14 protein-coding genes are annotated in these 15148 nt (G+C 58.8%); 12 read left to right on the forward strand and 2 right to left on the reverse strand.

What is annotated here, in order from left to right; translation table 11 throughout:
• Positions 1 to 7 precede the first annotated feature (7 nt).
• Complete coding sequence (gene clpS / locus QRN61_RS09570; protein WP_027614670.1) at positions 8 to 391, reverse strand: ATP-dependent Clp protease adapter ClpS; 384 nt, start codon at positions 389 to 391, stop codon at positions 8 to 10.
• A gap of 224 nt (positions 392 to 615) precedes the next feature.
• On the opposite strand from clpS, the gene QRN61_RS09575 reads away from it, so the two are divergent.
• Positions 616 to 897 (forward strand): cold shock domain-containing protein, encoded by a 282-nt coding sequence (locus QRN61_RS09575; protein ID WP_103369331.1) that lies wholly within the window; start codon positions 616 to 618, stop codon positions 895 to 897.
• A 61-nt stretch (positions 898 to 958) separates the two neighbouring features.
• On the opposite strand, the gene icd is transcribed toward QRN61_RS09575, so the two are convergent.
• A complete protein-coding gene (gene icd / locus QRN61_RS09580) occupies positions 959 to 2215 on the reverse strand; it encodes an NADP-dependent isocitrate dehydrogenase (RefSeq protein ID WP_003223831.1) in 1257 nt (418 codons plus the stop codon).
• 481 nt (positions 2216 to 2696) lie between these two features.
• Between icd and QRN61_RS09585 the strand changes: the two genes are divergently transcribed.
• From QRN61_RS09585 to QRN61_RS09635, 11 genes are all read left to right on the forward strand, one after another.
• Positions 2697 to 4922 carry an NADP-dependent isocitrate dehydrogenase gene (locus QRN61_RS09585; RefSeq protein WP_285373664.1) on the forward strand — a complete coding sequence of 742 codons (2226 nt, stop codon included), beginning with the start codon at positions 2697 to 2699 and terminating at the stop codon, positions 4920 to 4922.
• Between the two features lie 190 nt (positions 4923 to 5112).
• Positions 5113 to 5559, forward strand: coding sequence for an NUDIX hydrolase (locus QRN61_RS09590; protein WP_285373665.1), 447 nt, complete (start codon positions 5113 to 5115; stop codon positions 5557 to 5559).
• Between the two features lie 59 nt (positions 5560 to 5618).
• A complete protein-coding gene (mnmA, locus tag QRN61_RS09595; protein WP_285373666.1) occupies positions 5619 to 6743 on the forward strand; it encodes a tRNA 2-thiouridine(34) synthase MnmA in 1125 nt (374 codons plus the stop codon).
• Positions 6740 to 7363, forward strand: a complete 624-nt coding sequence (gene hflD / locus QRN61_RS09600) for a high frequency lysogenization protein HflD (RefSeq protein ID WP_003223824.1) — start codon at positions 6740 to 6742, stop codon at positions 7361 to 7363. The genes mnmA and hflD overlap by 4 nt, the downstream gene beginning before the upstream one ends.
• 127 nt (positions 7364 to 7490) lie before the next feature.
• A complete protein-coding gene (gene purB, locus QRN61_RS09605; protein WP_027614666.1) occupies positions 7491 to 8861 on the forward strand; it encodes an adenylosuccinate lyase in 1371 nt (456 codons plus the stop codon).
• A gap of 86 nt (positions 8862 to 8947) precedes the next feature.
• Positions 8948 to 10120: a ribosomal protein uL16 3-hydroxylase gene (locus QRN61_RS09610; protein ID WP_285373667.1), complete on the forward strand. Its 1173-nt coding sequence runs from the start codon at positions 8948 to 8950 to the stop codon at positions 10118 to 10120.
• Positions 10113 to 10538, forward strand: a complete 426-nt coding sequence (locus QRN61_RS09615) for a GNAT family N-acetyltransferase (RefSeq protein WP_150369664.1) — start codon at positions 10113 to 10115, stop codon at positions 10536 to 10538. The genes QRN61_RS09610 and QRN61_RS09615 overlap by 8 nt, the downstream gene beginning before the upstream one ends.
• Before the next feature lie 261 nt (positions 10539 to 10799).
• The gene (locus tag QRN61_RS09620) at positions 10800 to 11561 is read left to right on the forward strand and encodes a secretin N-terminal domain-containing protein (RefSeq protein ID WP_027614665.1); all 762 of its coding nucleotides are present in this window, start codon (positions 10800 to 10802) and stop codon (positions 11559 to 11561) included.
• Between the two features lie 473 nt (positions 11562 to 12034).
• The gene (gene aceA, locus QRN61_RS09625) at positions 12035 to 13360 is read left to right on the forward strand and encodes an isocitrate lyase (RefSeq protein ID WP_003223815.1); all 1326 of its coding nucleotides are present in this window, start codon (positions 12035 to 12037) and stop codon (positions 13358 to 13360) included.
• Positions 13361 to 14003: 643 nt separating this feature from the next.
• Positions 14004 to 14417: an NADH-quinone oxidoreductase subunit A gene (locus QRN61_RS09630; RefSeq protein WP_003223812.1), complete on the forward strand. Its 414-nt coding sequence runs from the start codon at positions 14004 to 14006 to the stop codon at positions 14415 to 14417.
• A 10-nt stretch (positions 14418 to 14427) separates the two neighbouring features.
• Positions 14428 to 15102, forward strand: coding sequence for a NuoB/complex I 20 kDa subunit family protein (locus QRN61_RS09635; RefSeq protein ID WP_003223809.1), 675 nt, complete (start codon positions 14428 to 14430; stop codon positions 15100 to 15102).
• Positions 15103 to 15148 lie beyond the last annotated feature (46 nt).

Here is a 15148-nt window from a genome sequence, read left to right on the forward strand (position 1 = left end):
TCGGCGATTAACCGTCCTTCTCGATTTCACAGAGTAGCGGATGCTGGCTTTCCCTGGCGTACTGGTTGACCTGCATGGCCTTTGTCTCGGCGATGTCGCGGGTAAACACTCCACATACTGCCCGTCCTTCTGTGTGAACGGCCAGCATGACCTTGGTCGCCAGCTCGCGATTCAGGTTAAAAAACACCTCGAGCACTTCGACGACGAAATCCATCGGTGTGTAGTCATCATTGAACAAAACCACCTTGTACATCGGCGGCGCCTGTAACGCAGGCTTTGCTTCCTGAACAGCAACGCCTGCCGAATCGTCGTCGTGCTCCTCTGGATGATCCTTTTGGAGAAGCGGGCGATCCTGATTGAATGTTAGTCGAATCTGGCTGATTGCATGCATGGAAAGAAAGGTTCGTCAGTTGTGCAAATACAGTGGTGGGGGCGGCTGTACACCTTTTCAACTCCGACTGCCCGGTCACCTTGACTATCGGGAAAACGGTGTTACAACCAATAGAGCCCACAGTGGGTAAAAAAGATCCGCGGAGTCAATCCTTTTAACGGATTAGATTGCGGATGTCCTGGATGATACTCCAGCGATGGAGTCTGTTGCAGAGGGATTTGAGCATGGCTGTCGGCAAGGTCAAGTGGTTCAACAATGCCAAGGGATTCGGCTTCATCAATACCGATGCCCGCGAGGGGAAGGACGAGGATGGCAAAGAGGTCGATTTCTTTGCGCACTATTCGGCCATTGAGATGGACGGGTATAAAACTCTCAAGGCCGGGCAGATCGTCAGTTTCGACATCGTCCAGGGGCCCAAAGGCCTGCACGCGGTAAAGATCAAAGCGGCAACCGTGGCAGGCGAAACGGCTATGCATGCCCCTCATACAGAAACGGTGTCGGGCTGACATAACCGTCACCCGGTCATGAAAAAACCGCCCGAAGGCGGTTTTTTTGTACCTGCACGATTTACATGTGCTTGATGATCGCCTCACCGAAGCCCGAAGAAGACACCAGTGTTGCACCTTCCATCAGACGCTCGAAGTCATAGGTCACGGTCTTGGCCTTGATGGCGCCATTGGTGCCCTTGATGATCAGGTCAGCCGCTTCGGTCCAGCCCAGATGACGCAACATCATCTCGGCCGACAGAATCACCGAACCCGGGTTGACCTGGTCCTTGCCGGCGTACTTCGGCGCGGTACCGTGGGTCGCCTCGAACATGGCCACGGTGTCGGACAGGTTGGCGCCCGGCGCGATACCGATACCGCCCACTTCCGCCGCCAGGGCGTCGGAGAGGTAGTCACCGTTGAGGTTCAGCGTGGCGATTACGTCGTACTCGGCTGGACGCAGCAGGATCTGCTGAAGCATGGCGTCGGCGATGGCGTCCTTGACGATGACTTCACGGCCGGTTTTCGGGTTCTTGAATTTCATCCATGGACCGCCATCGAGCAGCTCGGCGCCGAATTCTTCCTTCGCCACCTCGTAACCCCAGTCCTTGAAGGCACCTTCGGTGAATTTCATGATGTTGCCCTTGTGCACGATGGTCAGCGACTTGCGGTCGTTGTCCACCACGTATTGCAGGGCCTTGCGCACCAGACGTTTGGTGCCTTCCTTGGAAACAGGCTTGATGCCGATACCGCAATCCTGGTCGAAACGGATCTTGGTGACGCCCATTTCTTCTTTCAGAAACTTGATGACCTTGGTGGCCTCAGGGGAGCCGGCCTTCCATTCGATACCGGCATAAATGTCTTCGGAGTTCTCGCGGAAAATCACCATGTCGACGTCGCCAGGCTTTTTCACCGGGCTTGGCACACCTTCGAACCACACCACGGGACGCAGGCACACATACAGATCGAGTTGCTGGCGCAGGGCTACGTTGAGGGAGCGGATGCCACCACCGACCGGGGTGGTCAGCGGGCCCTTGATGGAGACCACGTAATCCTTGACGGCGTCCAGGGTTTCCTGGGGCAGCCAGGTGTCCTGGTCGTAGACTTGGGTCGCTTTTTCGCCAGCATAAACCTCCATCCAGGAAATCTTGCGCTTGCCCCCATAGGCCTTGGCCACGGCAGCATCAACCACTTTGATCATCACCGGGCTGACGTCGACGCCAATGCCGTCACCTTCAATGAAGGGGATGATCGGGTTATCAGGAACATTGAGAGAATGGTCTGCATTGACGGTGATTTTGTCGCCGACGGCTGGAACCTGAATCTTCTTGTAACCCATGCTGAACTCCATTGTTTGGATTGAACATCTGGCTTGGTTCGAGCGTAACCCAGTTAAATCAACACGCAAACCCTCTGTTCACGGCGCGGGCACATCTGGTCTCGTACAAGCCTGAAAGCAAAGGGAAAAGCGCCAAACTCAAGCATTCGCAGCGACTCTACGCCCCACCCGCCCCTGCGACCTTTAGACCAATGGACGAGAATCGTTGCATATGAACCATCGGCAGATTGCCAGCTACCTATGTATAATGCCGCCCGCTGACCAAAGGGTCACGACGGCTGGCCTCTCTAGCACGAGACTTTCCGCCTGATTGGTCGGGTTGTTACCGCAGTCCGACTGCTTGACGCTCTACTGATGCACCCAACATCACCGCGAAGAATCTCGACATTCGGTTCATGGATGACTTTGAACGAACGCGCTTACCCGGCGCCCCTCGAGTTTCTGCGCACGCTTTAGCAAAGAAGAGAGAGTTAATCCGAATATGCCCACCCGCTCGAAGATCATCTATACCTTCACCGACGAAGCTCCAGCCCTCGCCACCTATTCCCTGCTGCCGATCATCGAGGCTTACACCGCCTCGGCCGATATCGCCGTGGAAACCCGCGATATCTCTCTTGCAGCACGCATCCTGGCCAGCTTCCCCGAGCAACTGGGCGACAAAGCCGTAGCCGACCACCTCGCCGAACTGGGCGACCTGGCCGTTACGCCTGAAGCCAACATCATCAAGCTGCCGAACATCAGTGCTTCGGTGCCTCAGCTGCAAGCGGCGATCAAAGAGCTGCAAGCCCAGGGTTACAACCTGCCGGACTACCCGGAAACCGTGACCAACGACGCCGAAAAAGAAGCCAAGGCGCGTTACGACAAGGTCAAGGGCAGCGCCGTGAACCCGGTTCTGCGTGAAGGCAACTCCGACCGCCGCGCTCCGCTGTCGGTAAAAAACTACGCTCGCAAGCACCCGCACAAAATGGGCGCCTGGGCCAAAGACTCCAAATCCCACGTCGCTCACATGAGCACCGGCGATTTCTACGGCAGCGAAAAAGCTGCCCTGATCGACGCCGCTGACGTTGTGAAAATCGAGCTGATCGCCAAAGACGGCACCGCGACCGTTCTGAAAGAAAAAACCAGCGTTCAGGCCGGCGAAATCCTCGACTGCGCCGTGATGAGCAAAAACGCCCTGCGCGCGTTCATCGCCGCTGAAATCGACAGCGCCAAAGCGCAAGGCGTGCTGCTCTCGGTGCACCTGAAAGCGACCATGATGAAGGTCTCCGACCCGATCATGTTTGGCCAGATTGTTGCCGAGTTCTATAAAGACGCCCTGACCAAGCACGCTGACGTGCTGGCCCAGATCGGCTTCAACCTGAACAACGGCATCGGCGATCTGTACGCGCGCATCAAGGCCCTGCCGGCCGAGCAGCAAGCGCAGATCGAAGCCGATATCGCAGCGGTCTACGCCGCGCGTCCGTCGCTGGCGATGGTCAACTCCGACAAGGGCATCACCAACCTGCACGTGCCGAGCGACGTCATCGTCGACGCCTCGATGCCAGCGATGATCCGTGACTCCGGCAAGATGTGGGGCACCGACGGTCAGCTGCACGACACCAAGGCTGTGATCCCGGATCGTTGCTACGCAACCATCTACCAGGCTGTGATCGAAGATTGCAAAGCCAATGGCGCGTTCGATCCGACCACCATGGGCAGCGTGCCAAACGTTGGCCTGATGGCGAAGAAAGCCGAAGAGTACGGCTCGCACGACAAGACCTTTCAGATCAAGGCTGACGGCGTGGTTCGCGTTACCGACAGCAAGGGCAAGCTGCTGATGGAGCAGGCTGTTGAAGCCGGCGACATCTTCCGCATGTGCCAGACCAAAGATGCGCCGATCCAGGACTGGGTCAAACTGGCCGTCAACCGTGCTCGCGCCAGCAGCACCCCGGCGATCTTCTGGCTGGACCCGATGCGCGCCCACGACGGCGTAGTGATCGAGAAGGTTCAGGCTTACCTGAAGGATCACGACACCACTGGTCTGGACATCCAGATCATGGCGCCGGTCGATGCCATGAAGTACACCCTGCAGCGCACCCGCGAAGGCAAGGACACCATCTCGGTGACCGGCAACGTACTGCGCGACTACCTGACCGACCTGTTCCCGATCATGGAACTGGGCACCAGCGCCAAGATGCTGTCGATCGTGCCGCTGATGAACGGTGGTGGCCTGTTCGAAACCGGCGCTGGCGGTTCGGCTCCGAAGCACGTGCAGCAACTGGTTGAAGAGAACTTCCTGCGCTGGGATTCGCTGGGCGAATTCCTGGCTCTGGCAGCCTCCCTTGAGCATTTGGGTGTGAACTACAACAACCCGAAAGCGCTGGTTCTGTCGAAAACCCTGGATCAGGCCACCGGTCAGTTCCTCGACAACAACAAGTCGCCATCGCGCAAGGTCGGCAACATCGACAACCGCGGCAGCCACTTCTACCTGGCGCTGTACTGGGCTCAGGCCCTGGCCGCCCAGACCGAAGACGCTGCACTGCAAGCGCAGTTCGCGACCCTGGCCAAAACCCTGACCGAGAACGAGGCGACCATCGTTGCCGAGCTCAACACCGTGCAGGGCAAGCCAGTGGACATCGGTGGTTACTACCACGCCGACGCCGAGCTGATCAGCAAGGCCATGCGCCCAAGCGCAACCTTCAACGCGGCGATTGCTGCGCTGGTTTAAGGTTGTAAAGGGAACATCACAAACCCCGGCCGTGTGCCGGGGTTTGTGTTTTCAGAATTCACAAAAATCCCTGTGGGAGCGAGCCTGCTCGCGAATGCGGTTTATCATTCACCACCTTCGTTGACTGACCCAACGCTTTCGCGAGCAGGCTCGCTCCCACAGTTGACCGCGCTACCATCGAGGAAACCCTATGGAATGGCTCCCCCACATCACCGTCGCCACCATCGTCGAAGACAACGGCCGCTTCCTGATGGTCGAAGAGCACAAAGCAGGGCGTAATGTGCTCAACCAGCCGGCCGGTCATCTGGACCCGAACGAGACCCTGATCGACGCCGCCATCCGCGAAACCCTTGAGGAATCCGGCTGGGACGTCGAACCCACCGGCGTGATCGGCATTTATCTGTATACCGCGCCGAGCAACGGCGTGACGTATCAACGCGTGTGCTTCAGCGCCAAAGCAGTGAAACACCACCCCGACTATCAACTGGACGACGGCATCGTCGGCGCCAAGTGGTTGACCCGTAGCGAATTAATCGCTCAACGCGACAACTGGCGCAGCGAGCTGATCATCCGCTGCATCGACGACTATCTGGCCGGCCATCACTTCAGTCTCGAACTGATCCGCCCTTCTCTTTAGCCTTGAGGCCGTGAGCCTGCTAGAATCGCGTCCTTTTTCAAGACACTCATTGAATCCCTATGCGTGATCCAGCCCCTTCTGACACATCCAAGAAGCGCGTCATTGTCGGCATGTCCGGCGGCGTGGACTCTTCCGTTTCCGCTCTCCTGCTGATCGAGCAGGGCTTTGAAGTGGAAGGCCTGTTCATGAAGAACTGGGAAGAAGACGACGGAACGGAATACTGCACCGCCATGGACGACCTGGCGGATGCCCAGGCCGTGTGCGACAAGATCGGCATCAAGCTGCACACCGCCAACTTCGCCGCCGAGTACTGGGACAACGTGTTCGAGCACTTCCTGGCCGAATACAAGGCCGGTCGCACGCCGAACCCGGACATCCTGTGCAACCGCGAGATCAAGTTCAAGGCGTTCCTCGACTACGCCATGATGCTTGGCGCCGACCTGATCGCCACCGGCCACTACGTGCGCCGTCGCGACATCGATGGCCGCACCGAACTGCTCAAAGGCCTCGATCCAAACAAGGATCAGAGCTACTTCCTGCACGCCGTTGGCGGCGAACAGATCGCCAAGACCCTGTTCCCGGTCGGTGAACTGGAAAAGCCGGAAGTTCGCGCCATTGCCGAGAAATACGAGCTGGCGACCGCCAAGAAGAAGGATTCCACCGGGATCTGCTTCATCGGTGAGCGACGTTTCAGCGATTTCCTCAAGCAATACTTGCCGGCGCAACCGGGCGAGATCAAGACCACCGAAGGCGAAGTCATCGGCCGTCACCACGGCTTGATGTACCACACCATCGGTCAGCGCCAGGGCCTCGGCATCGGCGGTTTGAAAGACGCCGGCGATGAGCCGTGGTACGTGCTGCGCAAGGATCTGGACACCAACGAGCTGATCGTCGGCCAGGGCAACAACCATCCGTGGCTGTTCTCCAGCGCCCTGCTCGCTTCGGAAATCTACTGGGTCAATCCGATCGACCTGAGCCAGCCACTGCGCCTGACCGCCAAAGTGCGTTATCGCCAGAGCGATCAGGCTTGCACCCTGGAAAAAACCGAAAACGGCTACCGCGCCGTGTTCGACGAACCGCAACGCGCGGTAACCCCGGGTCAGTCCGTGGTGTTCTATGACGGTGAAATCTGCCTCGGTGGCGGCGTGATCGAAGTGGCCGAGCCGTGGAGCGGCCAGGCATGAGCCCGACTCAGGAGCAACTGACGGCGCTGGGCGGCGTGTTTCTCGCCGCGGTGCTGGTCGATCGCATCGCCAAGACCGGCCAGACCAGCGAGGCCGGCCTGAGCTGCATGCTCGGCAGCCTGCTGGTACGCGACCCGAAGGACACACTGGACGTGTACGGCGGCGACGACCTCAATCTGCGCGAGGGTTATCGGGCATTGATCGGCGCCCTCGAGCGCGACCCGAGCACCCTGCAACGCGAACCGCTGCGCTATGCCCTGTCGATGCTCGGCCTGGAACGCCAACTGGCCAAACGTGACGACATGCTCGACACCATTGGCAAACGCCTGCCGCAGATCCAGTCGCAGGTCGAGCACTTCGGCCCGGCCCACGAAAACGTGATCGCCGCTTGCGGTGCGCTGTATCAGGACACCCTGAGCACCCTGCGCCAGCGGATTCAGGTGCATGGCGACATGCGCAACCTGCAGCAACCGAGCAACGCCTCGAAGATCCGCGCCCTGCTGCTGGCCGGCATCCGTTCGGCACGCCTGTGGCGACAGCTCGGCGGCCACCGCTGGCAGTTGGTGATCAGCCGGCGCAAGCTGCTCAAAGAGCTGTATCCGTTGATGCGCAGCGAGTAAATCGTCGCGCAATAAAAGTTTTGTAGTCTGTAGCGCGTAATACGCCGGTCAGTTGGCAACGGACCGGCGGATTTTTTCATGTATGATACGCGCCCCATTTCGTTGCCCGACTGTCCGAGAACACCCCATGCAGCTCTCTTCGCTCACTGCGGTTTCCCCTGTTGACGGCCGCTACGCCGGCAAAACCCAGGCCCTGCGCCCGATTTTCAGCGAGTACGGCCTGATCCGTGCCCGCGTCCTGGTTGAAGTGCGCTGGCTCCAGCGTCTGGCCGCCCACGCCGGTATCCCGGAAGTGCCAGCCTTCTCCGCCGAGGCCAACGCCGTTCTCAATGAACTGGCTGAAAACTTCTCGCTGGAGCACGCTGAGCGCGTCAAAGAGATCGAGCGCACCACCAACCACGACGTCAAGGCGATCGAATACCTGCTCAAGGAGCAGGCGGCCAAGCTGCCGGAGCTGGCCAAGGTCAGCGAGTTCATCCACTTTGCCTGCACCAGTGAAGACATCAACAACCTGTCCCACGCCCTGATGCTGCGCGAAGGCCGTGACGACGTGATGCTGCCGCTGATGCGCCAGACTGCCAACGCCATCCGCGAACTGGCGATCCGTTTCGCCGACGTGCCGATGCTGTCGCGCACCCACGGCCAACCGGCCTCCCCGACTACTCTGGGTAAAGAGCTGGCGAACGTGGTTTACCGTCTCGAGCGTCAGATCGCTCAAGTCGCTGCCGTGCCGCTGCTGGGCAAGATCAATGGCGCCGTAGGCAACTACAACGCGCACCTGTCGGCCTACCCGCAGATCGACTGGGAAGCCAACGCCCGCGCCTTCATCGAAGACGAACTGGGCCTGGGCTTCAACCCGTACACCACGCAGATCGAACCGCATGACTACATCGCCGAGCTGTTCGACGCGATCGCGCGCTTCAACACCATCCTGATCGACTTCGACCGTGACATCTGGGGCTACATTTCCCTGGGTTATTTCAAGCAGCGCACCATCGCTGGCGAAATCGGTTCGTCGACCATGCCGCACAAGGTCAACCCGATCGACTTCGAAAACTCCGAAGGCAACCTGGGCATCGCCAACGCACTGTTCCAGCACCTGGCGAGCAAACTGCCGATCTCCCGCTGGCAGCGCGACCTGACCGACTCCACCGTACTGCGCAACCTCGGTGTGGGCTTCGCTCACAGCGTGATCGCCTACGAAGCCAGCCTCAAAGGCATCAGCAAGCTTGAGCTGAACGCTGACAAGATCGCTGCCGATCTGGACGCTTGCTGGGAAGTATTGGCCGAGCCGATCCAGACCGTGATGCGCCGCTACAACATCGAAAACCCGTACGAAAAGCTCAAAGAACTGACCCGCGGCAAGGGCATCAGCCCTGAAGCGCTGCAGACTTTCATCGACGGCCTGGACATGCCAGCCGAAGCGAAAGCCGAGCTGAAACAGCTGACCCCGGCCAACTACATCGGCAACGCTGTGGCGCAAGCCAAACGCATCTGATTCACCGCTTGACCCGTTTGAGACGCCCGGCCGCGCCGGGCGTTTTTATTCCCGTCTGAAAAATGCTTTTTTTCAATAGGTTACACATGAATTCTGATACTCCTCTTCAACTCCTGGGCGGTCTCACGGCGCGCGAATTCATGCGCGATTACTGGCAGAAAAAGCCGCTGCTGATCCGTCAGGCCATCCCTGACTTCGAAAGCCCGATCGACGCCGATGAACTGGCCGGCCTGGCCCTGGAAGAAGAGGTCGAGTCGCGCCTGGTGATCGAGCACGGCGAGCGCCCGTGGGAGCTGCGTCGCGGCCCGTTCGCCGAAGACGAATTCAGCAAGCTGCCGGAAAAAGAGTGGACCCTGCTCGTTCAGGCCGTTGATCAATTCGTCCCGGAAGTCAGCGAGCTGCTGGAAAACTTCCGCTTCCTGCCGAGCTGGCGCGTCGATGACGTGATGATCAGCTTCGCCGCCCCGGGTGGCAGCGTTGGCCCGCACTTCGACAACTACGACGTGTTCCTGCTGCAAGGTCATGGCCAGCGCAACTGGAAGATCGGCCAGATGTGCGACTCCGAAAGCCCGCTGCTACAACACGCGGATCTGCGCATCCTCGCCGAATTCCACGAGACCGAAGAGTGGGTGCTGGAACCGGGCGACATGCTCTACCTGCCGCCGCGCCTGGCCCACTGCGGTGTCGCCGTGGACAACTGCATGACCTACTCGGTTGGCTTCCGCGCCCCGAGCGCCTCGGAAGTACTGACCCACTTCACCGACTTCCTCAGCCAGTTCCTGACTGACGAAGAACGCTACACCGACGCCGATGCGAAACCGGTCAGCGATGATCCGCATCAGATCCAGCACGACGCACTCGGTCGCCTGAAAAGCCTGCTCGCCGAGCACATGAGCGACGAACGCCTGCTGCTGACCTGGTTCGGCCAGTACATGACCGAGCCGCGCTACCCGGAACTGGTGGTCGGCCCGGAAGACGTTGAAGAAGATGACTTCCTCAATGCCCTGCAGGACGGCGCGGTGCTGATCCGCAACCCGAGCGCGCGCCTGGCCTGGTCGGAAGTCGATGACGACCTGCTGCTGTTCGCCAGCGGCCAGAGCCGTTACCTGCCGGGCAAGCTGCGCGAGCTGCTGAAGATGATCTGCGCCGCCGATGCGCTGCATGTCGACAACCTCGGCGAGTGGCTCAACGACGAAGACGGTCGCGGCCTGCTGTGCGAGCTGGTCAAACAGGGCAGCCTGGGATTTGCCGATGAATAAGATTCGCGTACGTGTCGCAGACTGGCAAAAGGACAACGCCGAGATCCGGCGCATTCGTGAAACGGTGTTCATCGCCGAACAATCGGTGCCACCCGAGCTGGAATGGGACGCCGATGACGCGACCGCCGTGCATTTTCTGGCGTTCGAAGGCGACTTTCCGATCGGCACCGCCCGCCTGCTGCCCGACGGGCACATTGGCCGGGTTTCGGTACTGAAGGACTGGCGCGGGATGAAGGTGGGCGACGCGCTGATGCAAGCGGTCATCGCCGAAGCCGAAGCCCGCGGCCTGCAGCAGCAGATGCTCAGTGCGCAGGTACAGGCCACGGCGTTCTATGAGCGTCTGGGCTTCAGTCTGGTCAGCGAGGAATTCCTTGAAGCGGGGATTCCGCACGTCGATATGGTTCGGCATACGGCCTGATCAACAGAGATCTTGTGATCTTTTGAGATCCTGTGGTGAGGGGATTTATCCCCGATGGACTGCGAAGCAGGCCCAAGGTTTTTGGGGCCGCTCCGCGCCCCATCGGGGATAAATCCCCTCACCACAAAGGCCCTTGAGCACACCACAAAACGCCCCGACATCAACCGATGCCGGGGCGTTTTGCTGTCTACGATTCAACTTGCCCCACCCCGGGCCGACAAACTGGCAATATCAAGCCTTTCGAAAGCGGAGATAACGGACATGTCCCTACGCACCCTGCTCACCACCCTGCTGCTCGGTTGCAGTTTTTCGGTGATGGCAGCCACAGAAATCGTGCCCCTCAACTACCGCACCAGCGCCGACATGCTGCCGATGGCGCAAGACTTTATCGGCAAGGACGGTCAGGTCAGCGCCTATGGCAACCAACTGATCATCAAGGCCGAGCCGGACAAGATTCAGGAACTCAAAGCGCTGATTACCCAGCTCGATACTGCGCCCAAACGCCTGTTGATCACGGTTGATACCAATGAAAACAACGGTCGCGGCGATGAAGGCTACTCGGTCAACGGCGCGCAGCCGAATCAGACCCGCATTATCAGCCGCAGCACCTCCAGCCGTGACGGCGGCGTGCAGCAAGTACAGGCCACCGACGGCATGCCGGCGCTGATCCAGGTTGGCCAGAGCGTGCCGATCACCAGCAGTCAGACCAACTCCTACGGCGACTACAGTAGCCAGACCCAATACCGCAACGTCACTCAAGGCTTCTACGTCACCGCCAGCGTCACCGGCGACATCGTTCACCTGGCAATCAGTACCAACCGTGACCGCATGAGCCAGGAACGTCCCGATGTAGTGAACGTGCAAAGTACCGACACAACAGTCAGCGGACGCCTGGGCGAATGGATCACCCTCGCCGGCGTAAATCGCCAGACTCAGGCCGACAAACAGGGCCTGACCCGCAGCTACTCGACTCAAGGCCGGGATGACATGACCTTACGGGTCAAAGTCGACGCCCTGGACTAAAGCACCGAAAACTGACTGATTAGTCGTATTAGACGAAAGATGTAGTGCTTTAAAAAAAGCACTACAAAACGTTTGACGAGCCAAAAAAGCGAAGGCATGATGGCCTCGCTCCCGCTAATCAGAGGCCCTGGCAAGGGCCTTCGAAGCGACGTTCGCACCTACCCCGCGAACCGCTTCGTGTCTGTACCGCCCACAAGGTGTGTTTGACGAGGTTGCCGACTGGAACGAAGTTGTCCCGAGGGACGGAAGCGTAATTAGGTAACCCGGCTTCACGCTGTAGTCCGTATAAAGGCCCACGACGCCCGAATGCGCCCGCAGTCCGCCACTACCTGCTCACTTCCCCTCGAGCCCATCGTTCATCCCGTCGCCTACCCCGCCGAACCCGACTTGACCACCTAAGCTTCTGGTCAGCGAGCGCAGGAATTTTCCACCGCAGAACAACTTTTCATAAAGACGCGACGAGGTTTATCTCCATGGCACTGACACGCGAACAGCAAATTGCAGCCCTTGAAAAAGACTGGGCTGAAAACCCGCGCTGGAAAGGCGTGACTCGCACTTACTCCGCTGCTGACGTCGTCCGTCTGCGTGGCTCGGTTCAGCCTGAGCACACCTTTGCGAAAATGGGCGCCGAGAAGCTGTGGAACCTGGTGACCCAGGGTGCCAAGCCGTCCTTCCGCCCAGAGAAAGATTTCGTCAACTGCATGGGCGCCCTGACCGGTGGCCAGGCTGTTCAGCAGGTCAAGGCCGGTATCCAGGCGATCTACCTGTCGGGCTGGCAAGTGGCTGCGGACAACAACTCCGCAGAATCGATGTACCCGGACCAGTCGCTGTACCCGGTGGACTCGGTGCCAACCGTGGTCAAGCGCATCAACAACTCGTTCCGTCGTGCTGACCAGATCCAGTGGAAGGCCGGCAAGAACCCGGGCGACGAAGGCTACATCGACTACTTCGCGCCAATCGTGGCTGACGCTGAAGCCGGTTTCGGCGGCGTGCTGAACGCCTACGAGCTGATGAAGAGCATGATCGAAGCAGGCGCCGCCGGCGTTCACTTCGAAGACCAACTGGCTTCCGTGAAAAAATGCGGCCACATGGGCGGCAAGGTACTGGTTCCTACTCAGGAAGCCGTACAGAAGCTGACCGCTGCTCGTCTGGCGGCTGACGTTGCCGGCACGCCGACCATCATCCTGGCGCGTACCGACGCCAACGCGGCTGACCTGCTGACTTCGGACTGCGATCCGTACGACCAGCCGTTCGTGACAGGCGAGCGTACTCAGGAAGGCTTCTACAAGGTACGTGCCGGTCTGGATCAGGCGATTGCCCGTGGCCTGGCCTACGCACCGTACGCCGACCTGATCTGGTGCGAAACCGCCAAACCGGATCTGGAAGAAGCCCGTCGCTTCGCTGAAGCGATCAAGAAGGAATACCCGGACCAACTGCTGTCGTACAACTGCTCGCCTTCCTTCAACTGGAAGAAAAACCTGGACGACGCGACCATCGCCAAGTTCCAGCGCGAACTGTCCGCCATGGGTTACAAGCACCAGTTCATCACCCTGGCCGGCATTCACAACATGTGGCACAGCATGTTCAACCTGGCGCACGACTACGCCCGCAACGACATGACTGCCTACGTGAAGCTGCAGGAGCAGGAATTCGCTGACGCCGCCAAGGGTTACACCTTCGTGGCTCACCAGCAGGAAGTGGGCACCGGCTACTTCGACGACATGACCACCGTGATTCAGGGTGGCTCGTCCTCGGTGACCGCGCTGACCGGTTCGACCGAAGAAGAACAGTTCCACTGATTCAGCTTCGCTGAGCAAACGGCCTTTGCGGATCGTATAGAAAGCTAACCGCAAAGCCGCAAGACTGACGCCCCGACTGGTTCGGGGCGTTTTTTTTTGCGCGCCGATTCCCCAAACACCACAAAACCCCTGTGGGAGCGGGCTTGCTCGCGAAAGCGTAGTGTCAGCTTGCACATGCGCGACTGACCCACCGCCTTCGCGAGCAAGCCCGCTCCCAAAGGTTCAGCGCCGGCCGTGCGACAAAACATTGATCCAGACCAGTACTCAGGTCAGAAAAATCAGCTAAAACGGGCGCCACCGCTACTTGCAGTAACGGGCATATAAGACAACTTTCTGTTTACTGCACCGCTAAACAGTTACAAAACCACTCCAAACGATATCAATTATCATTTAGCTGCAACTATGTTCGTTACATTCCCTACAAAACATTATTTGCATAAACCCGGCTAATGCCCGCAACGCATGGGCTGCAGGGCATTGGAGGTACGCTATGTCCTTATTCCAATAAATAATTTCGCTATAGGAATTTTACTTGCCGGGTGTTTAGCCATAAAATCAGCGCGATTGATTGCTGCGACATATCGTCACTGCCTATTTCTTTATCAAGCTCAGAGACCTTTGCTCTCTGTTAAGGATTACCAGCATGCCCGAAGCGACAGGACTCATGGCCCACAACTGGGGCTTTGCCATTTTCCTTCTGGGTGTCGTCGGCCTGTGTGCCTTCATGCTTGGCGTCTCCAGCCTCCTCGGGTCAAAAGCCTGGGGCCGCAGCAAAAACGAACCGTTCGAGTCCGGCATGCTACCTACAGGTGGCGCCCGCTTGCGGCTCTCAGCCAAATTCTATCTGGTCGCGATGCTGTTCGTGATCTTCGATATCGAAGCCCTCTTTCTCTTTGCATGGTCTGTGTCCGTCCGCGAAAGCGGCTGGACCGGATTCGTCGAAGCTCTCGTTTTCATAGCAATTCTGTTGGCAGGTCTTGTCTACCTGTTCCGAGTGGGCGCCCTTGACTGGGCTCCGGAAGCTCGTCGCAAGCGGCAGGCGAAGCTGAAACAATGAGGCTTTGGCAATGCAATACAATCTCACCAGAATCGACCCCGATGCTCCTAACGAGCAGTATCCGATCGGCGAACGGGAAACCGTTTCCGATCCGTTAGAGGATCAAGTTCACAAAAACATTTTCATGGGCAAGCTCGAAGACGTGCTGAGTGGCGCGGTCAACTGGGGGCGTAAAAACTCCCTGTGGCCGTACAACTTCGGCCTTTCGTGCTGCTACGTGGAAATGACCACCGCCTTCACGGCGCCCCACGACATCGCGCGCTTTGGCGCCGAAGTTATCCGGGCATCACCGCGTCAGGCCGACTTCATGGTTATCGCCGGTACCTGCTTCATCAAGATGGCGCCGATCATTCAGCGTCTCTACGAGCAGATGCTCGAGCCTAAGTGGGTTATCTCCATGGGTTCGTGCGCCAACTCCGGTGGCATGTACGACATCTACTCCGTGGTTCAAGGGGTGGACAAGTTCCTGCCCGTGGACGTCTACGTACCTGGCTGCCCGCCTCGTCCAGAAGCATTCCTGCAAGGCTTGATGCTGTTGCAGGAATCGATTGGACAGGAGCGTCGTCCGCTTTCCTGGGTCGTTGGCGACCAAGGCGTTTATCGCGCCGACATGCCTTCGCAAAAGGAACAGCGCCGCGAACAGCGAATCGCAGTCACCAATCTGCGCAGCCCTGACGAAGTCTGATCCAGTCTGTTTCAAAGAAACGAGAAGCTGGCTTCATTCTTTACGT

This window comes from Pseudomonas sp. lyk4-TYG-107 (assembly GCF_030209055.1).
Classification (GTDB): domain Bacteria; phylum Pseudomonadota; class Gammaproteobacteria; order Pseudomonadales; family Pseudomonadaceae; genus Aquipseudomonas; species Aquipseudomonas putida_A.